This window comes from Chryseobacterium sp. MMO-72, assembly GCF_037146035.1.
Taxonomy (GTDB): domain Bacteria; phylum Bacteroidota; class Bacteroidia; order Flavobacteriales; family Weeksellaceae; genus Chryseobacterium; species Chryseobacterium indicum.
Genome location: NZ_JBBCWG010000016.1, coordinates 69,238 through 93,804 on the forward strand (window position 1 = coordinate 69,238; position 24,567 = coordinate 93,804).

At 36.4% G+C, this 24,567-nt stretch carries 23 protein-coding genes; 11 read left to right on the forward strand and 12 right to left on the reverse strand.

The window, feature by feature from the left end:
- Positions 1–78: 78 nt before the first annotated feature.
- Entirely contained in the window at positions 79–951 is an 873-nt protein-coding gene (locus tag WFH39_RS18330) for a polyphosphate kinase 2 family protein (protein WP_336690939.1), read from the reverse strand.
- A 147-nt stretch (positions 952–1,098) separates the two neighbouring features.
- Entirely contained in the window at positions 1,099–1,593 is a 495-nt protein-coding gene (locus WFH39_RS18335; RefSeq protein WP_214590665.1) for a DUF1573 domain-containing protein, read from the reverse strand.
- Between the two features lie 127 nt (positions 1,594–1,720).
- Between WFH39_RS18335 and WFH39_RS18340 the strand changes: the two genes are divergently transcribed.
- The 6 genes from WFH39_RS18340 (at position 1,721) to WFH39_RS18365 (ending at position 8,290) form a co-directional block, all read left to right on the forward strand.
- Positions 1,721–4,354 carry a valine--tRNA ligase gene (locus tag WFH39_RS18340; protein ID WP_336690940.1) on the forward strand — a complete coding sequence of 878 codons (2,634 nt, stop codon included), beginning with the start codon at positions 1,721–1,723 and terminating at the stop codon, positions 4,352–4,354.
- Between the two features lie 67 nt (positions 4,355–4,421).
- Entirely contained in the window at positions 4,422–5,057 is a 636-nt protein-coding gene (locus WFH39_RS18345) for a DUF4241 domain-containing protein (RefSeq protein ID WP_336690941.1), read from the forward strand.
- A gap of 83 nt (positions 5,058–5,140) precedes the next feature.
- The gene (locus WFH39_RS18350) at positions 5,141–6,031 is read left to right on the forward strand and encodes a PfkB family carbohydrate kinase (protein WP_235129825.1); all 891 of its coding nucleotides are present in this window, start codon (positions 5,141–5,143) and stop codon (positions 6,029–6,031) included.
- A gap of 86 nt (positions 6,032–6,117) precedes the next feature.
- Positions 6,118–6,957, forward strand: coding sequence for an alpha/beta hydrolase family protein (locus tag WFH39_RS18355; protein WP_336690942.1), 840 nt, complete (start codon positions 6,118–6,120; stop codon positions 6,955–6,957).
- Positions 6,958–7,013: 56 nt separating this feature from the next.
- Complete coding sequence (locus WFH39_RS18360; RefSeq protein ID WP_336690943.1) at positions 7,014–7,658, forward strand: HD domain-containing protein; 645 nt, start codon at positions 7,014–7,016, stop codon at positions 7,656–7,658.
- A 38-nt stretch (positions 7,659–7,696) separates the two neighbouring features.
- Positions 7,697–8,290 (forward strand): hypothetical protein, encoded by a 594-nt coding sequence (locus WFH39_RS18365; RefSeq protein ID WP_214590659.1) that lies wholly within the window; start codon positions 7,697–7,699, stop codon positions 8,288–8,290.
- A gap of 52 nt (positions 8,291–8,342) precedes the next feature.
- On the opposite strand, the gene WFH39_RS18370 is transcribed toward WFH39_RS18365, so the two are convergent.
- From WFH39_RS18370 to WFH39_RS18415, 10 genes are all read right to left on the reverse strand, one after another.
- Complete coding sequence (locus WFH39_RS18370; RefSeq protein ID WP_235129828.1) at positions 8,343–8,573, reverse strand: hypothetical protein; 231 nt, start codon at positions 8,571–8,573, stop codon at positions 8,343–8,345.
- Between the two features lie 193 nt (positions 8,574–8,766).
- Complete coding sequence (locus tag WFH39_RS18375) at positions 8,767–9,657, reverse strand: DUF72 domain-containing protein (RefSeq protein ID WP_214590657.1); 891 nt, start codon at positions 9,655–9,657, stop codon at positions 8,767–8,769.
- A 97-nt stretch (positions 9,658–9,754) separates the two neighbouring features.
- The gene (locus WFH39_RS18380) at positions 9,755–11,323 is read right to left on the reverse strand and encodes a hypothetical protein (RefSeq protein WP_336690944.1); all 1,569 of its coding nucleotides are present in this window, start codon (positions 11,321–11,323) and stop codon (positions 9,755–9,757) included.
- A gap of 9 nt (positions 11,324–11,332) precedes the next feature.
- Positions 11,333–11,905 (reverse strand): hypothetical protein, encoded by a 573-nt coding sequence (locus tag WFH39_RS18385; RefSeq protein ID WP_214590655.1) that lies wholly within the window; start codon positions 11,903–11,905, stop codon positions 11,333–11,335.
- A 470-nt stretch (positions 11,906–12,375) separates the two neighbouring features.
- The gene (locus WFH39_RS18390) at positions 12,376–13,197 is read right to left on the reverse strand and encodes a hypothetical protein (RefSeq protein ID WP_336690945.1); all 822 of its coding nucleotides are present in this window, start codon (positions 13,195–13,197) and stop codon (positions 12,376–12,378) included.
- A gap of 16 nt (positions 13,198–13,213) precedes the next feature.
- A complete protein-coding gene (locus tag WFH39_RS18395; RefSeq protein ID WP_336690946.1) occupies positions 13,214–14,017 on the reverse strand; it encodes a hypothetical protein in 804 nt (267 codons plus the stop codon).
- 1 nt (position 14,018) lies between these two features.
- Entirely contained in the window at positions 14,019–14,840 is an 822-nt protein-coding gene (locus WFH39_RS18400; RefSeq protein WP_336690947.1) for a hypothetical protein, read from the reverse strand.
- Between the two features lie 267 nt (positions 14,841–15,107).
- Complete coding sequence (locus tag WFH39_RS18405) at positions 15,108–16,787, reverse strand: ribonucleoside-diphosphate reductase subunit alpha (protein ID WP_256038072.1); 1,680 nt, start codon at positions 16,785–16,787, stop codon at positions 15,108–15,110.
- Positions 16,788–17,023: 236 nt separating this feature from the next.
- Positions 17,024–17,293 carry a hypothetical protein gene (locus WFH39_RS18410; RefSeq protein ID WP_235129835.1) on the reverse strand — a complete coding sequence of 90 codons (270 nt, stop codon included), beginning with the start codon at positions 17,291–17,293 and terminating at the stop codon, positions 17,024–17,026.
- A 5-nt stretch (positions 17,294–17,298) separates the two neighbouring features.
- Complete coding sequence (locus tag WFH39_RS18415; RefSeq protein WP_214590651.1) at positions 17,299–18,273, reverse strand: ribonucleotide-diphosphate reductase subunit beta; 975 nt, start codon at positions 18,271–18,273, stop codon at positions 17,299–17,301.
- A gap of 429 nt (positions 18,274–18,702) precedes the next feature.
- Here WFH39_RS18415 and WFH39_RS18420 point away from each other — a divergent pair, with 429 nt between their 5' ends.
- The 5 genes from WFH39_RS18420 (at position 18,703) to WFH39_RS18440 (ending at position 23,772) form a co-directional block, all read left to right on the forward strand.
- Positions 18,703–19,392 carry an ABC transporter ATP-binding protein gene (locus WFH39_RS18420; protein WP_336690948.1) on the forward strand — a complete coding sequence of 230 codons (690 nt, stop codon included), beginning with the start codon at positions 18,703–18,705 and terminating at the stop codon, positions 19,390–19,392.
- Between the two features lie 108 nt (positions 19,393–19,500).
- The gene (locus WFH39_RS18425; RefSeq protein ID WP_108411579.1) at positions 19,501–19,854 is read left to right on the forward strand and encodes a four helix bundle protein; all 354 of its coding nucleotides are present in this window, start codon (positions 19,501–19,503) and stop codon (positions 19,852–19,854) included.
- Between the two features lie 97 nt (positions 19,855–19,951).
- A complete protein-coding gene (locus WFH39_RS18430; protein WP_235129837.1) occupies positions 19,952–21,181 on the forward strand; it encodes an ABC transporter permease in 1,230 nt (409 codons plus the stop codon).
- 93 nt (positions 21,182–21,274) lie between these two features.
- Positions 21,275–22,546, forward strand: coding sequence for an ABC transporter permease (locus tag WFH39_RS18435; RefSeq protein ID WP_235129838.1), 1,272 nt, complete (start codon positions 21,275–21,277; stop codon positions 22,544–22,546).
- 29 nt (positions 22,547–22,575) lie between these two features.
- A complete protein-coding gene (locus WFH39_RS18440; protein ID WP_336690949.1) occupies positions 22,576–23,772 on the forward strand; it encodes an efflux RND transporter periplasmic adaptor subunit in 1,197 nt (398 codons plus the stop codon).
- The last annotated feature ends 795 nt before the right edge of the window (positions 23,773–24,567 follow it).

Consider the following 24,567-nt stretch of genomic DNA (forward strand, 5'->3'; position numbering starts at 1 on the left):
AGTTAGAGGCTGGAAGAAGGAAGTCTTTAACGCAATCATTTAAACCTCCATCTTCAGGCTCCCATCTTCCATTCTTACTTATTTCTCGCTTTCCAGTTGTTTTTTTGCTTCTTCTAAATCTTTACGATCCTCTTCAGACAATTTAGGATACTGCAGATTCATTTTTTCCAAAGCATCAATAATAATCTGTATCGCGGCAACTCTTGCAAACCATTTGTTGTCAGCAGGAAGAACATACCATGGCGCGTAATCTTTTGAAGTCTCATTGATTGCCGTTTCATAGCATTCCATATATTTTTCGAATAAAGCTCTCTCCGGAAGATCCGCGGCGGAAAATTTCCAGTTTTTTTCCTGTTCGTTAATTCTGTCCAGAAGTCTTTTCTTTTGCTCGTCTTTAGAAACATTCAGGAATATTTTTATAACGGTCGTTCCGTTTTGGGCAAGATGTTTTTCAAAATTTCTTATGCTTTCATAGCGGTTTTCCCAGAATTTATCATCAAAATCCTTAACAGATTTCCATGTTTTTTCGCTTAAATTATATTCAGGATGAACTTTGCAGACCAATACACTTTCGTAATGAGAACGGTTAAAAATTCCGATCATCCCTTTTTGGGGTAGTGCTAAATAATGTCTCCATAAAAAATCATGGGCATATTCTTTCGAAGTGGGAGTTTTGAAGCTCGTTACATTACAGCCTTGCGGATTTACTCCCCCGAAAACATGCTCAATCATGCTGTCTTTTCCCGCGGCATCCATCGCCTGAAGTACCACTAAGAGAGACTGGCTTCCATCGGAATACAATTTCTCCTGAAGCTCACGAAGCTTTTCTTTTTCGTTAAATAATAATTGTTCCCCTTCTTCTTTGGTAAGTTTTCCTTTGTACTCCGTTGAAGCTTTTTTAATGGAAAATTTTCCTTTTACCAAAAAATCGTCTGAAAAGTTAGTGTCCATGTTTATTTTAAATTATTAAAAGATTAAAGATTAATTTTGGTCACAATCCATAGTTAAAATCGCTAACCATCAACTAACCTAATATAAATGTAATAAAAAAACCGCCTCCATGAGACGGTTTCATTTATTTTAGTAAAGATTTTACCATTATGCAGCAGTTTTAGCAGCAGCTTTAGCCGCTTTTTTTGCTTCCTTCTTTGCAGCTTTAGCCGCAGCTTTCTCTTCTTTAGCTTTAGCCTTCAATTCCTCAGGAGTCAATGGTTTTGGATCCGGAGCATTTGGATCTACGTTTCCTTTAATGTAGATTACGCTTCTGCTGTTTACAGGATCGTTAGAAAATACTTCAATCATTTTGTTGAAACCACCGTTAATTCCGGTATTGTATCCTACCTTTATTTTAGCTGATTTTCCCGGCAGAATCGGATCCTGGCTGAACTCAGGCGTTGTACATCCGCAAGATGCTTTTACATTCGATAAGATAAGAGGCTTGTCTCCTGTATTGGTTACCGTGAAAAACCTGATGCCGTCTGAACCTGGTTTTACATTTCCGTAGTCGAAAGTAGTTTTGTCAAACGTAATCGTTTGTGCAGATGCAAGAGCGAAGGTTCCGAATAATGCAATTCCTGCGATTAATTTTTTCATATTCTTGAATATTAAATATGTTGTTAGATAAATTTTGAGAAACAAAGTTAAAAATTATTTTAATTCATACTTAAAATATTTTTCTTTAGACTATTTTTGCAAATTGTAAATTAAAGTAAAAGAATTTATGCAGATTTCAGAAAAGTACAATCCACAGGAAACAGAACAAAAGTGGTACAATTACTGGTTGGAAAATAAATACTTCCATTCAGAACCCAATGACAAGCCGCCTTACACTGTTGTAATTCCTCCGCCAAACGTTACGGGGATTTTGCACATGGGGCATATGCTTAACAATACCATTCAGGATGTTCTGGTCCGTCGTGCAAGAATGCAGGGCTTTAATGCTTGTTGGGTTCCGGGAACAGATCACGCTTCTATTGCTACAGAAGCTAAAGTGGTTGCTAAACTGAAGTCTGAAGGAGTCAATAAATCTGATATTACAAGAGAAGAGTTTTTAAAGCACGCGTGGGAATGGACCGATAAATACGGAGGAACAATCCTTGAGCAGCTTAAAAAATTAGGATGTTCATGCGACTGGGACAGAACCCGTTTTACCATGGAGCCGAAACTTTCTCAACAGGTAATTAAATCTTTTGTTGATCTTTACAATAAAGGATTGATTTACCGTGGGTACAGAATGGTAAACTGGGATCCCGAAGCAAAAACCAACATTTCTGATGAAGAAGTAATCTTTAAAGAACAGAACGGAAAATTATATTTCCTGAAATATAAAATTGAATCTTCGACAGGCTCAGATACCGATGAATATTTGTCAGTAGCGACAACGCGTCCGGAAACTATTTTCGGGGATACTGCAGTGTGTATCAATCCTAATGATGAGAGATACGCTCATTTAAAAGGTAAAAAAGTAATCGTACCAATCGTTAACAGAGTAATTCCGATCATTGAGGACGAATATGTAGATATCGAATTCGGAACAGGTGCTTTGAAAATTACGCCTGCTCACGACATCAATGATTACGAAATCGGACAAAAACACAATCTTCAGATGATTGATGCTTTGGATGATGACGGAAATCTGAACGATCACGGTTTACACTACGCCGGAAAAAACAGATTCGACGTAAGAAAGCAGATTGCGAAAGAACTGGAAGAAAAAGATCTTTTGCTGAAAGCAGAAGATTACGTAAATAAAGTAGGAACTTCAGAAAGAACCGGTGCGGTAATTGAACCTAAAGTTTCTGTACAGTGGTTCCTGAAAATGTCTGAAATTGCAAAACCTGCTTTGGATGTTGTGATGGATGATGAGGTTAAATTTTATCCTGAAAAGTTTAAAAATACCTACAAACACTGGATGGAAAACATCCGCGACTGGAATATTTCCCGACAGCTTTGGTGGGGACAGCAAATTCCTGCTTTTTATTATGGTGAAGGAGAAAATGATTTCGTTGTTGCAGAGACCATCGAAGAAGCTTTGGCATTAGCCAAAGATAAAACTCAAAACCCTGAACTCGAAACTCAAAATTTAAAACAAGACGAAGACGCTCTTGATACATGGTTCTCATCATGGTTGTGGCCAATGTCGGTTTTCGATGGGTTGCTTGATCCTGAAAATAAAGACATCAATTATTATTACCCCACTTCAGATCTGGTAACAGGTCCGGATATTATTTTCTTCTGGGTGGCAAGAATGATTATGGCAGGGTTGGAATACAGAAAAGAAGTTCCGTTTAAAAATGTTTATTTCACGGGAATTGTAAGAGATAAGCAGCGAAGAAAGATGTCTAAATCTTTAGGAAATTCACCGGATCCGCTGGAATTAATGGATAAATATGGAGCAGACGGAGTTCGTGTAGGAATTTTATTAAGTTCTGCAGCCGGAAACGACCTTCTTTTTGATGAAGATTTGATGCTTCAGGGAAGAAACTTCATGTCAAAGATCTGGAGTGCTTTCCGATTGATCAATATGTGGAACCATGAAGATAAGCCTGCCAATTCAACAGAACTTCAGGCAATTGAATGGTTTGAAAATAAATTAAATAAAACAATTGCTGAGATCAACGATCAGTTTGAAAAGTTCAGAATTTCTGATGCTTTGCATTTGATTTATAAATTAATTTGGGATGATTTCTGTGGTTATTATCTTGAATCAATCAAACCAAATTACGGTGAAGGTATTTCAAAAGATGTTTATAACAAAACAGTTGAGCTTTTTGAAGAACTAATGAAGCAGGTTCATCCGTTTTTACCTTTCCAGTCAGAAGAAATCTGGCAATTAATTTCTGAAAGAAAAGCAGAGGAAGCGTTGGTTATCGCGCAGCAGAAAAAAGCAGGTGAATTTGATGAAGAAATAATTCGAAAGTTTGAATTTGCTTCAGAAATTATTTCAGGCGTTAGAAATTACCGTCAGACAACTAAAGGTGTTTCACCTAAAGATCCTGTAGAAGTATATACCAATGCTTCAGAATTTCCTAACGAATCAGTGATTAAGAAATTAGCCAATGTTTCAGAAATTCATTTCGGAACAAAAACGGATAAGCCGAGCTTTACATTTTTGGTAGGTGCAACAGAAATTTCAATTCCATTAAGTGAAAACTTAGATTTGGGAGAAGAGAAAACGAAAACAGAAGAAGAATTAAAGTATCTGAAAGGATTTTTGATCTCTGTAGATAAAAAGCTTTCCAATGAAAAATTTGTTGCCAACGCAAAACCTGAAGTTGTTGAGACGGAACGAAAAAAGCAAAAAGACGCTCTTGACAAAATTGCAATTTTGGAAGAGAAGCTGAAAAGTTTATAATAATAAGGTTTAGGTTAAGGCAGAGTCTAGAGCTTAGCCTTAACCTTAATCTTAGCTTAAATATGACATGACACACATAGAAAACATCAAAAAACTGTTCTCCAAAAACTTCGTAGAAAGTCCCTTGCTGGAAAGCTTTGAAGTTGGGAAAATTTATCTTTCCAGCGGAAAACTTGTTGCCTGTGATCCTCTGATTACAAATGACATGAAACCTTTCTCCATAACCTTTCCGAAGGGAGATTTTTCGGTTTTACTGCATAAAGAAAGGGAAAGCAATTGTGTGGCGTATGCCGAAATTATTTTTAGCCAGTCAGAAATCACAGACTGGAAACTGGCAACGACAGAAGGGCAGAATATTAAAGATCTTGAGGAAGGAGAAGTTTTCGGATATCCTGTAGAAAGCGGGATGGGCTGCTTTATGGATGTGGATACACAGAATAATCTTAATGATCTCGAACAAAGACTGTATCACAGCAAAGGAGTCGATTTTATGGGGATTTATGAAGAATTTTTTCATGAATATTTCTTTGATGAAAAAGGAGCGATTGACCAGTTTGCTTTTTTAAAACCGTCTGAAAACCATCCGGGAACTATTTTTGCTTTTGAAACAGGATATGGTGAAGGTTTTTATGCAAGTTACATCGCGTGCGATAAAAATAGCAATCCTGTAAAAATCATCACAGAATTTATTGAAATTAGTTAATAGTCAGTATTTTTTTTTGAAATTCTAATTTCATATTATAAATTTGTACAAATCACGGAATATTAAACCATTAAGAAACACTAATGAATTTTTCCTCAGAACAGCCAAGAATTATCGTTGTAGGAAGCTCTTCGATTGATCTTGTTTTAGAAACCGAAAAAGTTCCCTGTGAGAACGAGACGGTTATTGCCCGAAAATCCGAAAGTTATTTTGGCGGGAAAGGAGCCAATCAGGCAGTTGGTGCAGCGCGTTTGGGAGCAAGCGTCTACTTTGTAGGCTGTGTGGGAATGGATCCGCTTGGTCAGCAGATCATGAGAAATATGGTGAACGAAAATGTGAATGTAGGCTTTGTCTTCGAAACAGATCGTGAGTCAACCGGTACAGCTTATGTAACTACCTCAGACGGAAACGCGGCAATTGTTGTGGTTCCTGCAGCCAATAACTATCTTAGTGTAGAACATGTGGAAGCGGCAGATAAATATTTTCATACGGCAGATCTGGTTCTTCTTCAGCTTGAAGTTTCTATGAAAGTGATTGAGTATACCGTAAAAAAAGCCAAGAAATATGGTAAAAAAGTAGGTATGTATGCTTCGCCTGCACAGCGTCTGAGCGATGAAATTCTAAATAATGTAGATTTCCTTGTGGTAAAAAGCAATGAACTGCATATCGTTTTCGGAGAAGAGCAGAGAGAAGAAATTCTTAAAAAATATTTTAATAAAGTTTTTGTACGAGACGACATTAATTCTACCATCTATTTTGACGGTACAGAAATGAAATACTGCAGAAACGACAAGGATAAAACTGCTTATAAAATGGGAATGGGAGATGCTTTTACGGTAGGATTTTCTATTGCTTTGTGCCACAAAAATTCTATAGAAGAGTGTGTGAAATTCGGGAATGAAGTTTCGGCAAGAGTTTCTGAATCAAAAGGTTCTCAATGCTGTCTTCCCAGACTTTCAGATTTTATTTCATAAGCTATTTGCTACATATCGAAAGTTTTAAACTTAACATAAAATATAAAGTAAAATTTCCACTTTTATAGTGGATTTTTTCTTTTACCATGAAAGAGCTTACGTTTACTACATCTGATAATGTTTCAATAGCTGCCCATCTGTTTTTGCCTGAAAAAAGCAATCATAAACTATTGCTTATCAACTCTGCAACCGGAGTAAAACAACAGATTTATTTTTCCTTTGCCAAATTTTTTTCCGAAAACGGATTTACGGTCATCACTTACGATTATCGTGGAATCGGGCTTTCAAAACCTGAAAATATGAGAGGATTTCATGCTTCCATGAGAATCTGGGGTTCGGAAGATTTTAAAGCAGTTACAGATTATATTCAGAAAAATTTTAATGATTATCAGAAATATTGTCTGGGACATTCTGTAGGTGCTTTAATTTTAGGAATGAATAAAGATGCTGATATTTTTGAAGAATTTTTCTTCGTGGGAACCCAAAATGCTTTTGTGGGACATTTAAAATTCAAAACAAAAATAGAAGCTTATCTTGGTTTTGGAATTGCCCAGCCTCTAACTACCGCATTATTAGGCTACTTCCCCGGAAATTGGTTCGGACTCGGAGAAAGTCTCCCGAAAAATTGCGCATATGACTGGAGAACCTTAATTTTAAACAGAAAATCGACCAACGGTTTACTGGAAAAAATTGATGATTATTCTAAAAGTTTAAGACAAAAGGTATTTGTTATTCGTGCTGAAGATGATGCCTGGCTCACAGAAAAAGGCGTGAAAAGTCTTATGAATGATACCTATCCTAATCTCCGGCCTACATACAGACTTGTGAAAACTTCTGAATCGGAAAAAGGTGAAATAGGACACATCAATTTTTTCAGAAGTTATAATAAGAAACTGTGGAATATTATTTTAAATGAAATTCCGTAACGAATCTTTTTTCTTTCTGACGTGTTGGTCGCCAAATATTTAAAATGATTGATATAATGAAGAATCTGATTGAAAACACGGTAGAATTTGTAAAAGAAAAGCTGGAAGGCGCAGAAGCGGGACACGACTGGTTTCATATCGAAAGAGTATGGAAATTATCCAAAAAAATTGCTGAAACCGAAAATTGTAATCAGGAAGTGGTAGAACTGGCAGCTTTGCTTCACGATATAGCCGATCCCAAATTTCATAACGGCGATGAAACGCTTGCTTTGAAAGTTTCCCGTGAATTTCTCGAAAGCCAGAACGCAGGAGAAGAACTAATTGAGCAGGTTTTGTTCATTATTAAAAATATTTCCTTTAAAAACAGGGGAGAAGTTCCCAAAAATCTTCCTGTTGAACTGAAAATTCTTCAGGATGCAGACCGGATTGATGCCATCGGAGCCATTGGTATCGGAAGAACATTCAATTTCGGAGGCTTTAAAAATAATCCGATGTATGATCCTCATGTAGAGCCTAAACTCAATATGTCTAAAGAAGAGTATAAAAAATCCAACGGAACAACCATCAACCATTTCTACGAAAAGCTTTTGCTGCTGAAAGATCTCATGAATACGGAAAAAGGAAAAGAAATTGCTGCCGAAAGACACGATTTTATGCTGAAATTTCTCGATCAGTTCTACAAAGAGTGGAATGTCGATTAGTATTCTTTTAAAAGTCTTTAAATAAGTATCTTTGCAGTATGGTATTTATTGTTCTGGTTATCTTCTGGGCTTCTGTTTTTTCTCTCCTTCTTTCTAAACTGAAGAAAGGGAAAGGCGCAGAATGGGCAAAATTATTCCGTATCGTTACGATTATTTTTTCATTTTCAATTTTCACCTACTGGTTTATTAAGAAAAGTACCATAGGCATTGTGGAAAATTCGGTTGCGCTTCAGGTTATCAACAAACTTCCGCAGCCACTGGATTTTTATGTACTCACCTTAAATGATGCTGAAGCCGGCAAAGTAATAGAAACAAAGCATCTCGGAAAAATCCGCCCGGAGTATTACAGGATAGAATATCTGAAGATGGATAAATCTGATGAATATTGGGTGGTAGGATATCTGGGTAAAAAGAATCTTGTTTATTTTTCTCAGAATTCGGTTCCGAATAAAAATATAGATCAGATCATTGAAGTTCAGAATTATATTATTCAGAGTTCAAAACTTTCGGATCTGGCAAAAAAGCAGATTGATACGTACAACCATGAAAATGTGAAGCTCGGAATCTGGATCACCTTAGATTTTCTGCTTTTGTTTCTCAACATCATGCTTTTGCTGCGAAAAAGAAAATAAAAAATCCCAGGCTTTAGTAAAGATTGGGACTTTTTAATGCATTTTAAAAGATTTAGGGATAGTCTAAAATAATCATAATTCTTTCTTTGTGCTCTTCCGGACAGTTTTTAATCAGCTTGTCTTTATTCTGCTTACTGATCTGTTTAGGTTCAAGCCATTCTGTAACGTCGGAACTTAAGCTGTTGTTGTCATAAGTTCTTTTTATTTTTTCGTCTTCATAAAAAGTATATTCGTCTCCGAGCCAGTTACTCGTTATACTTATTGTACAAATTTCCTTTTCCATACTGTTATTGGTTTTTATTGTGATTTGATAATATAGAATCTCTTCTTTCTAATTTACTAATTATAACAATATGAATGAAGCTTTTAGAGTAATTTTTTTTACAGACAAAAAAGTGAATTATTTATAGTGAAAGTGTACTTTTTATTATCAATTATCCCACTTATTAGTGAATAAAATTAAAATCTGTTAAACTTTAAAATAAAGTTCCTGTACTTTCGGTTGCCATTTTTGGGATGTGAATGTCTTGTTTCCACTCCTCATTCACTTTTTTAATGAAATAAGCGGAAAGCAGGGGAGATGCTTTTTCAATATTCTGATGAACAAAAAAGTACAGATTCTGCAAACCTTCCTCTTTCCATCGGGTAAGATGTCGCATCCAGTCGTCCAGTCTGTCATAATCACTTTCTGCGTTAGCTCCCACATAACGAATGAATGCATTGGGTGTAGTGAGGCGCATATGCAGCATATCTCTTCTTCCTGCCGTATCTACAATAATATTGGTGATATTGTTTTCTTCGAATAAGTCACATGTTTTATTAAGGATCTCTTCATCTGTAAACCAGTCTGTATTTCTCAGTTCGATTGCAAGAGGAACTTCCTTTGGCCAGTTTTTTACAAATTTTTCCAGTCTTTCATAATCTTTTGGTTTAAAATTATCATGAAGCTGAAGGAAAACCATTCCCAGTTTTTCATCAAAATTTAAAACGGCTGTAGCGAACTGTGTTACCACATCATCAATATTTAAAAGTCTTCTGAAATGAGACACCGTATTCGTGATTTTTGGAAAAAATTTAAAATCAGCCGGAGTTTTTTCTTTCCATGTCTGCACTTGTTCCGGAGTTGGCATACCGTAAAAAGTTGCATTCAGTTCAATAGAATTAAACTGAGTTGCATAGTACGTAAGTTCGTCTTTTGTACCCTTGGGATAAAATCCTTTAAGGTCTGTTTTATTCCATTTTGCGCATCCTATGGAAATGTTTTCCAGTCCGCTTTTATTCCTGCTCAAAATTTCTTTGGTTCTTGGATGGTCTTTTGGTAACGTAAAATCTATCTTTGAAGGATCTTCAACTTGTCCGAATTTCATATCTGAATATTTTTAGAATTAATATGTAAAACAAAGATAAAAATAAAACCACAGAAAATTTTCTGTGGTTTGTCGGATTATATAATTGGTAAGGTTTTTACTGTACTCCCTGTGTCACCATTTTATTCGATACTACAGAATAAACACATCCCGTTGTTTTTAATGTAACTGTAATAGTTGCCGGAACAGATCTGTAGGCGGTATCACCATAAGGCTCCACAATATTGCCATTAGAATCTTTAAGCGTTTTTCCTTTTATCGTGTATGTCATTGTTGCTGTTCCTGTAAATCCGCTTGATGGAGTAAATGTAACTATTCCGGTACTTTTATTATAGCTCCATGTTCCTTCAGGAGTTACCTTTCTTCGGTATAAAGTAAGGTCGGTATCCCCTGTTTTTGTAAAGCTGAATGTCGTTATATCAATATTATTTTTATTTCCTGTAGGCGGAGTTGTAATACTAATAGGACCTTTGTATGCAATATCATTATCCAAAACCGGGATTGAGACCGGCTGGAGTTTACATGTGGTAGCTGCATCATCATTGGCAACAGCAGAATAAGGCAATGTTAGTTTTACATTTCGGATAATATGCTGTTGGTAAGCAGCTCCTGTTGAAGCAGCAAACCCCAGTTTTAAAAATGAAGGTACTGTAGCATTTAAAGTCTGGTTTGTAGCCGCGCCCTCAGTATCTGAACTGTTAAAGTCGGTTACAGCCGGGTTCGCATTTTCGCTGTACGGAATTGACGTTTTATAATGAAAATAATCAATGATATTAATGGGTGTTCCGTTTTGTGTGGTCTGAATATCGACTTTGATATCAAAGCCGTCTGTAGTAGTTGCCGTTACAAAATGAGGAATCAGATCAAGAAGCACTTTTCTGAATTCGCCGTTTCCATTTCTCAAATCAAATACAGAAGACAGGGTATTAGTGGTTGTGGCATATGATCTGTCTGTCTGTAGTATTCTTCCTACCGTTCCTGTGTTACTTAGTGTGGATCTTGTTACTAAAACAGGATATCCTGTATATCCGTCTCCCAAACCATTGGTATTGATGACAGCTCCTTTTGCTCCCCTTAAAGTAACATGGCTTGCCCCCTGGCTCCATGTAACTCCGGCAATACCGTTTACTCTCGATTCTCCCTGAAAACGTTTAGATTTAAAATTTCCGAATTCATCCAGAGCGATTCCGAGATATGCTCCTGACAAACCCGTTTTTCTAAACGAAGAAAAATCGTTTTTTGCTCTGTTATATGCATATCCTAAACCAGCACCGGGAGCACCGATTGTAGGAGTGGTAACAGATCCGTCATACAGAAAAAAAGATAACCCGTCTCCATAGGTTCCGCTGAACGGAGCGCCGGATTTCATGTCGTATTCGAATTCTACATGTAAACCATTCACCGAAGTAAATGTTCTGCCGTTAATAAACAATCCTCCGAACTGGCTGGAACTTGCCGGTGTAAGCTGTACTCCTGTTGCGGTATGAGAGGCGCTTCCCTGTATGGTAAGTTCAGATGCCGATGAAGCATTCATTAATGAACTGGAATAGGAGTAAAATCCATAAATACTGGCAACTTCTGTACTGTCTGTCTGTGCAAACATGAAATTTGTAAGCAAGGTAAAGATAAGGCTCATCAAAGACAACCCTGTGAAATTCTTTTTCATGATGTTTACTTATTTTACGACAAAAACAATGTTAATAAAAGAAGCAGGCGTTGCATTTGCCAGTACATCATAGTTTAAAACCCCTGTATTGCTGATGCTGTTAATTCTGAATACAGTAGAATCATACCCTGTTACATAATAATAAAGATCCGTTGCGTTAGGGAAAAAAGGAATTGTTGCAGGCGCAGAGGTACTTCTCGCATTTGTAGGGATATTCGAAAACTGATTTTTATACAGTGTATACAAATCTTTCGTCTGTCCTGACGCAATAGTGGTAGTGTCGAAAACCACACTCGGCATGTAGAAAAATCTCGCCGAATAAGGTGAAAGACATACCCAGTCCGGAGTGGCAGGAGTACCAACGTTTTGGCTTATACACTTTTTATTGGTATCAAAAATAACCAAGCCCGTTGCAGGATTAGTAACCAGTGAAAGGTTGCTGATTCTCGGCAGTAACAGACCTTTTGAACTGCTTGTAATGTCTAAAGAAGAGCTGGGATCAGGTGAACTTGTATTTATACCAACTTGTGCGGTAATGCTGTAAGAAAACATTACCAAAATTAGAGTGATAATTTTGTTCATTAGAAATAATTTTTTTGTGTTTTTAATATTGATAAACTTTTTATCAATAAAATTAATTAAGGTTTCTTTTGTGTGTTTTTATGTTATAAATAAATTCATTTATAATCTTCAAGATTTATGAATGAACTATTTGTTTTTTATTTTCAAAACAACATTTGTTTTATTAATTTAATTAAAATTTCAATTTATAGTTGTGTTTTTAACAATAATAAACTTTGTTGTTAACAAAATACGTTTGCAAATATACAAAAAATTTGTTTTTAAAAATATATAAAGCGCAGAGATGCAGTAATTTGATTCACTGGTTAGGGATTGAAAAAGCTATATTTTCAATATTTACAGGTGATTACGCTGGGATACATATTTTTATTTCTTAAATGTTAAAGTTATATTAAAATTTTTTAGGATTAAAAATACCTTGTCTTTCAAGTAATAGAAAACAGTTTGTTACTGTTGCTTTCAGATTATTTTTACTGTCCTAAATAAACAAAAATATAGGCAGATAAATATTTTGGCTGCAGATTAAGGGGAGTACCCGATCCGCCTGTAGAAATTGAGAATGTATGGGTATGAGCTCCTGCAGATGAAGTTGTAGATGTCGTGGCATCGTTGTCTACCACCGTTTTAGTATTTCCGGCTTCAACACTGTTTACTATTCCGCTTGCCCTGTCGTTATAGGTATGGCTGTGCGCTCCGGTGTTTGAAGTTGTCGCATTATAAGTAATATTCGGAAGATTGGCCTGTGTAAGAGTAACAGCCGTATTTCCGCCTGTTGCTCCTAATGTTTCCGAAGCAGATTTAGCTTTTAAATACCTGTCTGAACTGTCGGGAAGTGAAGCTGTAAAGCCTAATGAAGACGCGGCAGACTGTGCAGTTGCAGACAAGGTAGAAACTGCTCTTCCGTTTAAGAGATACCATCCGTCATGATCTGTCGCTACGTTGCTGTATTTTATGTCTCCCATAGTAGGTATTTGTACTTCCATTTTATTCCATGAACTTCCGTCATTATAATAAATCCCGGGAGTAACACTCGTAAGCGTGGTTGCAGTAGTGGTATTTGTATTATACACCGTCATTCCGGTAATATGACTTGGAAAAGGGCTCGGATTGTCAGTGGTTATCAACGAAACCTTGGGCATTAAAAGTCCTTTATTGTTATTTTTAGAATAAATTTCCAGCAGAGCATTCGGATTTGGAGTAGGATTGCTAGGAGTTCCGTTTGTAATAAGAACCTGTGCATAAAGAAACGAAGTAAAAGAAGTTAATATGATAGCGAAAATTATTTTTTTCATTGTTTAAATTTTTGTGTTATTTTCCTAGATAAATAAAATACTGAACAACCAGATGTTTTGGATATTGCGTAATCGCGGTATTGGTTCCTCCGCTTGCTACGGAAATTGTGTGGCTGTGATCTCCTGCGGCAGCCGTAGTTCTTACTTCTGTATCAATTGTTCTTGTTGTATTAATGCTGCCTGCATTATAGTTCCAGTAGTTTACGCCTCGGTTGGTATAGCTGTGGGTGTGCGCTCCCGAAGAAGCCGTAGTTCCCGTAATATTTACATTCGGAAGATTAGCCTGTGCGATGGAGAAAGAATTGCTTCCTCCTGTTGAGGATACTGCCTCAGAAGTATTTTTACCTTTTAAAATCCGGTCGCTTGAACTTGGAAGTGTTGTACTGAAGCCTAAAGCCGCTGCATTGGTCTGGCTGATTGAAGGCAGGGTGGAAATATTTCTCCCGTTAAGCAGAAACCATCCGTCATGGTCGGTTGTTGCCATACTGGATTTTAGATCACCGATTTTAGGAAGATCATTATTAATGGACATTAAAACCCACTTTGTACCATCATTATAATACAAACCGGGAATAACATTATTGGGAGATGTTCCTGCTGTCGCGGTATTGTATACCCACATCCCTTCCACATTGCTCCCGAAAGGTGCTGCAGACGTGGTTGAAGTAAGTGCGACAGTATTCATCAGAAAACCTTTATTGGTACTGCTCAGTTCCAGAACAGCAGAATTTGACGGATTAGAAGTTCCAATACCCACTTGGGCTTTGTGTGCAACAAATAAAAATACAGCAATACATGTATATAAAAATTTTGTCTTCATACTAGTTTCCTAAATAGATAAATACGTTCGTAATAATGTTATTTGGCTGCATACTTACAGGCTGGCTGCTTCCCAAAGTAAAACTTAAACTATGGGTATGATTTCCATCGGTACTTGTTGTATCATTTACACTCGATGTATCAGAAATAGGATTATTGGTTCCGGATACTACGCCGTTTGTAGTAGAATTTAAAGGGTTGTCTGTATACGTATGCGTATGACTTCCTGTAGTATTTGTTGTTCCTGTGAAGGTTACGTTGGGTAGATTGGCTTGTATTAAAGTAAAAGTATCAGCTCCGGAAACTGCTGCTAGATTGTCTGTACCGCCTGTATTTTTAAGAAAACGGTCTGTAGCATCCGGTAAATTGGTGGTAAAGCCCAAGGCTGTAGCTCTGGCTCTGGCATTTGTACTCAAAGTGCTTATTGCTCTTCCGTTGAGGAGATACCATCCATTATGGTCTGCTGCCTGAAATCCGTTTTTAATGTCTCCTGTTTTTGGAGTTTTTGCAGATAATTTTACCCAGCCGGATCCTGTGTTATAATACATTCCCGGAGTTACATTATTGGGTGCAGTGCCTGCTGTTGCTGTATTATAAACGATCATTCCCGCAACATGAGCATTCATCGGAGCAGCTAAAGTGGTGGACTGAAGAGCAATTCTTGTAAGCAGAAAGCCTTTGTTGTTAGATGAATTTTCTAATTGTAAGATGCTTTCCGAATTTACGGTTCCAGAAGAATTGGAGATTTTTACCTGAGCATTAGACTGAAAAGAAGTGAATAGAATTAATGTGATAAATCCATTAACTTGAAAATATTTTCGCATAATATTCGTTTGAAATAATTTTTTGTGTTATTTTTTACAAATGTATGAAAAAAATATATTTTACTGTCAATTGAAAATCAATGCTGAAATCAGAAATATTTTTCTGTAAAGAATAGTCTTTGTATGTTTCCTTTATTCACGGCAGATTATTCAGCATATTTTATAACAGATCATGAAATTAATGTAATATTAATTTTTTCTTAACATAAAAAAGCACGCTGAAAAAGCGTGCCCGATTGAATATGTAATGTTTATTATTTGAGTATCTTATGCTTCACAAGCTGTGCAGGTAACAAAATTTACCATCATTTCTTTAGAAACAGAAGAACTTCTTTGATAATAAAGGGTTTTTACACCTTTTTTCCATGCTTCGATATAAAGATAGTTCACATCTTTTACCGGCATTGTAGAAGGGATCTGCAGATTCAGAGACTGCGCCTGATCAATGTATTGTTGTCTTTGGGCTGCCTGAGAAATAATCTCCATCGGAGAAATTTCCTTGAATGTTTTAAACACTGCTTTCTCTTCATCCGTTAACTCCTTCAAATGTTGTACCGAACCGTGATTCAACATGATCGTTCTCCACGTTTCTTCGTTATCAAGCCCTTTTTCCTCCAGTAATTTTGCAAGATATTTATTCTTACGCATGAAGTTTCCTTTCGCAAGACCAGCTTTATAATAATTCGAAGCAAACGGCTCAATTCCCGGAGAAGTCTGTCCTAAAATCGCCGAACTTGACGTTGTAGGCGCAATTGCCATGGTTGTCGTATTTCTTAATCCGTAACCTTTCAGCAATTCCGGCTCTCCGTAAATATTGGCAAGCTCTCTTGAAGCCTGCTCTGCCTGTTCTTTAATTCTTCTGAACGCTCTTGCATTAAATTGTGTAGCCTCAAAACTTTCAAAAGGAATCATATTTTTCTGAAGGTAAGAATGATATCCTAAAACTCCTAAACCAAGCGCTCTGTGACGCATTGCGAAGTTTCTTGCACCCTGAAGATAATAGTTTCCTTCTGTTTTGTCAATAAACTCAGATAAAACAGCATCTAAGAAATAGATTGCTAATTTCACAGCATCCGTATCTTTCCATTCATCATACAATTCCAAGTTCATGGAAGATAAACAGCAGATGAAAGATTCTTCTCTTGTAGAAGGAAGCATGATTTCAGAACAAAGATTACTTGCATTTACAGTAAGTCCTAAGTCTTTGTAAACCTGTGGTTTATTTCTGTTAACGTTATCGGTAAAGAAAATATAAGGAAGCCCTTTTTGCTGGCGGCTTTCCAGTACTCTTGCCCAGACTTTACGTTTTTCCATATCGCCATCAATCATATCCTGCATCCAGTAATCCGGAACACAAACTCCCGTAAATAAATTCTGGATCGGACTTCCGATGTCTTTGATGGACAAAAATTCTTCAATATCTCCGTGGTCGATGTCTAAATAAGCTGCAAAAGCCCCTCTTCTTACGCCACCCTGAGAAACAACGTCCATTGCCGTATCAAACAGTTTCATGAAAGAAACCGCTCCCGAAGATTTTCCGTTATCGGTAACCGCAGTTCCTCTGTTACGGAGCTCCCCGAAATATCCCGAAGTTCCGCCTCCGATTTTGGTCTGCATGATGACTTCGCCCATTTTGTGGGTAATTCCCTCAATGCTGTCCGGAATGTGAACGTTGAAACACGAAATAGGAAGACCTCTCTGTGTTCCCATATTTGCCCAAACAGGAGATGAGAAACTGATCCATCCTTTCGTGATCATTTCCTTGAAAGCAGGCTGAAGTTCCGGCTTGTATAATCTTTTGGCAGCAGCAGTGGTAATTCTGTCGATGGCTCCGTCTACAGTTTCACCCTTCAGCAAATAACCTCTGTTCAGCATTTGCTCAGACTCTTCATTGAGCCACCATATGTTGTTGTTTTGTTCTTCCATTGTTGTTGTATATTTTCGAATTCCCGAGCGGTTTGAAGGCTCAGGAATTTTGTTTTATTTAATTATTTGTCATTGCGAGGAACGAAGCAATCTATTCATGAATTTTCGTCTTAAACTGTTCTTAATTATTTTAAATTTTATTAAAATAATAATATTAAGGAATTATTGTTTTTGAGATGCTTCGACAGGCTCAGCATGACATCGCTAATACTATCTGTTTCGACGCTCGCTTCGCTCTCAATCTAATTAATTTTATCTTAACCATAGGTATCTAAAAATTCAATTGTATTATTTTTTAAACCAGTACTAGAACAATCTCCAGTTGTTTCTGTAACTAACAACTGATCTCCTTCTTCAATAGTTGTAGCCAAAAAAGAATTTATTTGAACAGATATTTCTGAAGTTGTAATAAACCATGTATTTGGAAAAACTTCAATATACTGATCTGAGATTTCTTTTATAGTTGTTTCTAATTTTAGATTTCTATTTGAAGATTTTGAATAATAATTAATTAAATAGGTACTCATAAAATTTAAAACAAATCGTTCGCAGTAATACTCTTATCGTGCTTTGTATAATCTACTGGTCTTTTCGCAAAGAAATCATCCATAGAATTGGCGAAAACTTCCTCTTCAAACCAAACCATTGGTCTGTACTGTTCCGGAGTTACGTTGTATCTTGTTTTCATGTTGATTTTCTTTAAACTGTCGTCTACGCGGTATTTCATGAAGTTTAAAAGATCTTCTTTAGAAACATTGTCGATTTCACCCAATTCAAAGATCCAGCTTAAAATATCACCTTCTCTTTCGATCGATTCATCAACCAGAGTATAAATATCTTCGATATCGCTGTCTGTTAAAAGATCAGGCTGTTCTTCTCTGATTTTGTTGATTAAGAAAATTCCTGCGTTAGCGTGAATCTGCTCATCTACAGAAGTCCATGCGATGATGTTAGAAACATTTTTCATAAATCCTTTAAATCTTGTGAAAGAAAGGATGATGGCAAATTGTGAGAAAAGAGAAACGTTTTCTACCAGAATACTGAAAAGCAATAATGCAGAAACATATTCCTTCGGTGTTGCAGAATTCGCATGTTTTAAGGCGTTTCCTAAGAATTCAATTCTGCTTTTTACGGCAGGAATTTCCACTACATTAAGGAACTCGTCATTATATCCCAACACTTCTAGCAATCGGGAATATGCTTCCGAGTGACGGAATTCGCATTCTGCAAAAGTAGCTCCCAAACCATTCAGTTCAGGCTTTGGAAGATGAGTGTACAGATTTCCCCAGAATGTCTTTACAGACACCTCAATCTGTGCAATGGCTAAAAGTGCATTTTTTACAGCGTGTTTTTCGTGCGGCTCCAACTGTGAATGAAAATCCTGAACATCTGCAGTAAAGTCCACTTCGGAATGAACCCAGAACGATTTGTTGATTGCCTCTACAAATTGAAGAACCTCAGGGTATTCAAATGGCTTGTAACTTACTCTCTTATCAAAAATTCCCATATTAAAAATGTCTTAAAAAATTAAAATAAATAGATCAATGTGGATAACGTTCAAAAAATAATCAATATTCTGATTTGGTGTAACTTATGTGTGAAAGTTATCAACCACCGAAGCGATTTATTTTTTGATCTGTGCAAGCACAAAGTTCGAAAAAAAGAACTGTAATAAAAAGGGCGAAATACTAATTCGTTGAGTTTTAGCCTTAAAAGTTTTCCACATTTACATGAAAGCCCCTTAAATATTGACTTACAAAGTATTATGTTAACAAAAACCTGATTATTCGTGGGATTTTATTAAACAAAAAAAATAAAAGCGCTTTAAATAAAGGCGTTTTTGGCTAAACAATTAATTAAATAAAGATTTTTTCAATATTCGTAACAAATTAAAAATTCTGTCTACTTATTGGGTATAAAAAACATACACCACTTAATGTTAGTAATTCAGGATTTACATAAATCATACGATACAGGGAAGAGTAAGCTACACGTTCTCAAGGGAATTAATCTTACCATTTCCGAAGGCGAATTTGTATCGATCATGGGAAGTTCGGGTTCAGGAAAATCCACACTTCTTAATATTATTGGTATTCTCGATGAAAAAGATTCCGGAACGTATGAGCTGGACGGAGTTCCGATTGAACATTTATCTGAAGTAAAAGCTGCCGAGTACAGAAGTAAGTTTCTAGGATTTATTTTCCAGTCCTTCAATCTTATCGGTTATAAAACTGCTTTGGATAATGTTGCACTTCCGTTGTATTACCAAAATGTTCCGCGAAAAGAGCGTAATCAGAAAGCGATGGAATATCTGGAAAAAGTAGGACTGGCTCAGTGGGCAAATCATTTACCGAACGAACTTTCCGGAGGACAGAAACAGAGAGTTGCCATTGCGAGAGCTTTGATTACCGATCCAAAAGTGGTTCTAGCCGATGAACCGACCGGAGCACTGGATTCCAAAACCACGCACGACATCATGAAACTGCTTCAGGACATTAATAACGAAGGGAAAACCATCATTGTGGTAACCCACGAACCTGATGTAGCCGCACAAACAAAGAGAAATGTGGTGCTTCGGGACGGCATTATTGAAAGTGATGAGTTTATTAAACAGATTATTTTATAAATGAATGGTGAAAGGTCAGTTTTGCTTTGCAAGTGAATTTTTTAGAGTGACAAAACTGATAATTGACATAAAAACAAATGACACAAATGAATACGAAAAAAAGAAAAAATGTTTTTAAATCTGAATCATTATAATCTTGATGCTTATAAATCCGCCAGAGAATTAAGGATTGAATGCTATAAAATTCTTCCTAAACTTCCGGAAAGCGAAAGGTTTAATTTAACAGACCAAATAAGAAGAGCTTCAACTTCAGTAGTCTTAAATATTACGGAAGGCTGTTCAAGAAAATCTGAATCGGAAAGGAAAAGATATTTCGAAATAGCTAGAGGTTCTGTAATAGAATTAGACTCATGTTTTGATATGATTGTGGAAAGCAGTTATGCAAAAATTGAAGATCTTGACAAAATTGGAAAATTAATAAAGACATCATTTATATTATTAAGTGGAATGATTAAAAAGTGAACAGTGAATAATCAATTAAACATTGACATAAAATAATTGACTTCGGAGAAAATTCACAGAGAAGTTATTCACTTTTACAAAGTAAAAAACAAAAACTATGTTCGATCTAGATCGTTGGCAGGAAATATTCAGTTCCATTCGCAGTAATGTATTGCGAACGGTACTTTCCGGTTTTACTGTGGCTTTGGGATTATTTATTTTCATTGTTCTTTTCGGAATCGGAACAGGGCTGCAAAATGCCTTTACACAAGGTTTTGCAAGAGATGCACAGAATCTCATTTCTATTGCAACCGGAAAAACAACGATTGCCTACAACGGGCTTCAATCCGATCGTATGGTGACGATGAACAATGATGATTACGATTTTCTCGTAAATATTGACAAGAAAAAAGTAGGAAGTTCCACGCCGAGATATACCTCAAATTTACTGGTAAAATATGGCAAGGAAAGCGGAAATTATCAGATTAACGGAGCAAAACCCGAAGAGCAGATCATCGAAAACAGAAAAATGCTCGAAGGTCGCTATCTTACCCCGACAGATCTGGAAAGAAAACAGAATGTTGCGGTAATCGGAAGAATGGTTCAGCGCGACCTTATAAAAAACGGAAATCCGGTAGGAAAAGAATTAAATATCAATGGGACAATCTTTAAAGTCGTAGGTGTTTTCTCAGACGACGGCGGAGACTGGGACGAAAGACATATTACCGTACCAATCACCACTTTGCAGCAAATGAAGAAAGGTTCGGATACCGTAAGCATCAATTACATTGCATACAACGACAAATTAACACCGGAACAGGCAATTAAATATGGTGATGAATTAAAATCACGATTAAAAGCCCGAAAAAATGTAGCACCTGATGACGAAAACGGGATCAGAGTCTGGAACAATGCCCAGAATATGAACGACACTTTTGCTTTTATGGCAGTACTTACAGGAATTGTAGGTTTCATTGGATTGGGAACTTTGGCGGCAGGAATTATTGGGATCAGTAACATCATGGTGTACATCGTAAAAGAAAGAACCAAAGAAATCGGAGTCCGTAAAGCAATTGGTGCAAAACCAAAAAGTATTGTTGCGCTTATCGTTCAGGAGAGTGTGGTGATTACCGTAATTTCAGGATTAATAGGAGTGGGACTCGGCGTTCTGGCTTTATACTTAATAGGAGATAATCTGGAAGAATACTTCATTAAAAATCCGAGTGTAGGATGGGGACACATTATAGCCGCATTTATTGCACTGGTGTTTTCAGGACTGATTGCAGGATTCGTTCCCGCGTACAGAGCCTCAAAAATCAAACCTATTGAAGCATTGAGAACGGAATGATGAAAGAAAGTGAATGGTGAATGGTGAATGGTGAATTTTGTTTAGCAAGTGAATTTAACTATTGACATTATTAAAAGAAACAGACATTAACAAATGAACATTATATTTAAAAAAGATACTTGGCAGGAAATTTATTATTCCTTGAGAAATAATAAGCTTCGCACCTTTCTTACCATGATTGGAGTAGGTTGGGGTATGTTTTTGTATGTTAGTTTGCTGGGTGCTGCAAAAGGAATGGAAAATGGTTTTGATAAGCTGTTTTCAGGTTTTGCCACCAATTCTATTTTCCTTTGGGCGCAAAATACATCCATTCCTTATGACGGTTTCCCGAAAGGAAGACAGATGCATCTTAAACTTTCGGATATTGATATTTTAAAAAGAAAAATCACCGATATTGATTATATATCGCCTCAGAATTCAAGAGGAAGCTTTACCGGAACACCCGGAGAATTAATGTCCAGAAACGGAAAAAGCGGAACGTATTCTTTAACGGGAGATTATCCGGTAGGAAATAAAATTTCAGAAAAGAAACTGATCTTCGGAAGATATCTCAACGACGCCGATGTTTCCGGGAATAAAAATGTAGCGGTAATAGGAGAAGAAATTTACAAGAACTTTTTCGATTCAAAAAAGAACGAAAATCCTTTGGGAAAATCCATTAATATAAAAGGAATTTTCTTTAATGTGATCGGAGTATTCAGAATCAAGAAAAACGGAGGTTTTGAAAATGACCGTTCGGTTTTCATTCCGTTATCCACCTACACAAAAATGTACAATGCGGCGGATAATATTGATATGTTCGCGATTGTAAGCAAACCGAATGTAGATGTAAATTCAGTAGAAGAAAAAGTAAAACAGGAGCTTAAAGCCAAAAATAAAGTCTCTCCGGATGACACCAATGCCTTCGGAAGTTTTAATTTAGGTAAAGAATTTAAAAAGCTGACGGGGTTCTTATCCGGAATGCAGTTACTCACAATCATTGTAGGAACTTTAACCATTCTTGCCGGAGTTATTGCCATTTCCAACATTCTTTTAATTACAGTAAAAGAGAGAACCAAAGAGATCGGGATCAGAAGAGCTTTAGGAGCAAAACCTTCAGAAGTAAGAAACCAGATTCTGCTGGAAAGTGTGGTTATTACACTCTCCTCCGGATTACTCGGCTTTATTTTCGGAATTTTTGTACTGATGATTTTGGATATTGCCACAAAAGGACAGGATTCCTTCCCGTTCTACAATCCTACAGTTAACTACGGAAACGTATTTGCAGCAATGGCAGTGATGGTGGTTTTAGGATTGATAATCGGAATGATTCCTGCACAGAGAGCCGTTAAAATCAGACCAATTGAAGCTTTAAGAACTGAATAAAATAATTTAAATAAAAAAATAAACTATATATGAAAAAGAAATTCACTTGGAAAAAAGCCATTTATATCATCTTGGGGCTTTTATTTGCAGTGGCGCTGTTCTCGGGAATCGGGTATCTTGTAAAGTCCAATTCTAAAGAGAGTGAGGCTTTCCTTACCAGAAAACCGTCTGTTCAGAATATGGAGGATAAAGTGATGGCAACAGGAAAAATCGTTCCCAAAGAAGAAATCGAAATCAAGCCCAATATTGCCGGAATTATAGATAAAATTTTGGTAGACGAAGGAGATAGAGTAGAAGTAGGACAGTTAATTGCAACTGTAAGAATTGTTCCGAATCTTTCTGAGGTAAATAATGCGCAGCAGAATGTCAGCAATCAGCAGCTCCAGATCAGCAATGCAAAGCTGAATGTGGATAATATGCGCAAACAGTTTGAAATGCAGGAAAGACTTTACAAGCAGGGAGTCGCTTCCAAACAGGAATTTCTCAATGCACAGCAACAGTTGTATTCTACACAACAGGTTCTGAGAAACGCACAGCAGCAATTGATAACAGCTCAGAAAGCCTTACAGATCGCAAAAACGGGATCTACTCCTGAATTACAGGGTTTGGCAACAACACAAATTCGCTCAAAAGCTTCAGGAACCGTTCTTGAAGTTCCTGTAAAAGTGGGAAGTCAGGTTATTGAAGCCAACTCTTTCAATGCCGGAACAACCATCTGTTCCATTGCAGATTTGAATTCTTTGATCTTTCAGGGAGAGATAGATGAAGCTCAGGCTGGAAAATTAAAGCAGGGAATGGATATGAACATCGTGATCGGTGCACTTCAGAATAAAACATTTCCGGGAAGATTAACCATGATCGCTCCAAAAGGAAAAGATAATAACGGAACCATTAAATTTCCTGTTGAAGGAGATGTTTTCAATCCGAATAATGAATATATCAGAGCAGGATTTTCTGCCAACGGAGAAATTGTTCTGAACTCCCAGAAAAATGCCTTGCTTTTGGATGAATCTTTAGTACAGTACGAAAAGAAAAACGGAAAAGACCTTCCTTTCGTTGAGGTGAAGCAGAAAGACGGTAAATTTAAGAAAGTCTACGTGAAATTGGGAGCAAGTGATGGAATTAATGTGCAGATCTTATCCGGAATTGATAAAAACGCAGATGTAAAAGTTTGGAATCCTTCCGATAAAGACAAAGAAGAGCTAAAAGAAAAAGCAAAAAAATAGTAAACTGACACTATAAATTTTTAAACTGTAGATCCCGGGAAATTTCTCGGGATTTTTTATTACATATTATATATATGATAGAATTCAATTTGTAATTGAAGATTCCAATAGTAAAATAAAGTCAATTAGTAAAGAATGCTACTATATATAGTAAGAAAAATAGTCATCATTCTTCCTTACTTCCGCTTTTTCCACCTGCAAACCAAACAATGGTTTAAAATTTCAGAAATTATTCTCCCAGTCACTCAGCGCTTTAGGATTAAATATGAATTAAATATGAAATTTATGTTAACAAAAGTTGTATTGTAAGGAATAAAGCCCTTATCTTTGCCCCACTGAAAAACGATAGAGAATCAGTAAGCGCAGAAGAGCTTTTAGCTAAGCAATATTACTTAATGAATCCTGAAGGAAGACGGTAAAAGTCTTTTTAAAGCTACAGATTGAAGCGGGTTTTATTTTAAACTTTTTTTAAAAAAAATATAAAATAAGATTTGCAGGAATAAAAAAGATTTGTATCTTTGCAGTCCCTAAATGGGGAAGCGCAGGAGAGTATAGATTGAGAGTTTAGAGAGGAGTTAAGGTTACAGAAAAAACTTTAAAATTTTCTTGAAAAACATTTGGTCAAATCAAAATAAGTTATTACTTTTGCACTCGCAAATACGAAACGAAAACGACAGATACTGGGTTTTGTAGGAAGCGGAAGAAATGAAGATCATTGACATACAATATAACAACCAAGTAAGGAAAAACTAAAGCGTCAAAACTTTGAGTGAGTCAGACAAACATACAATGGAG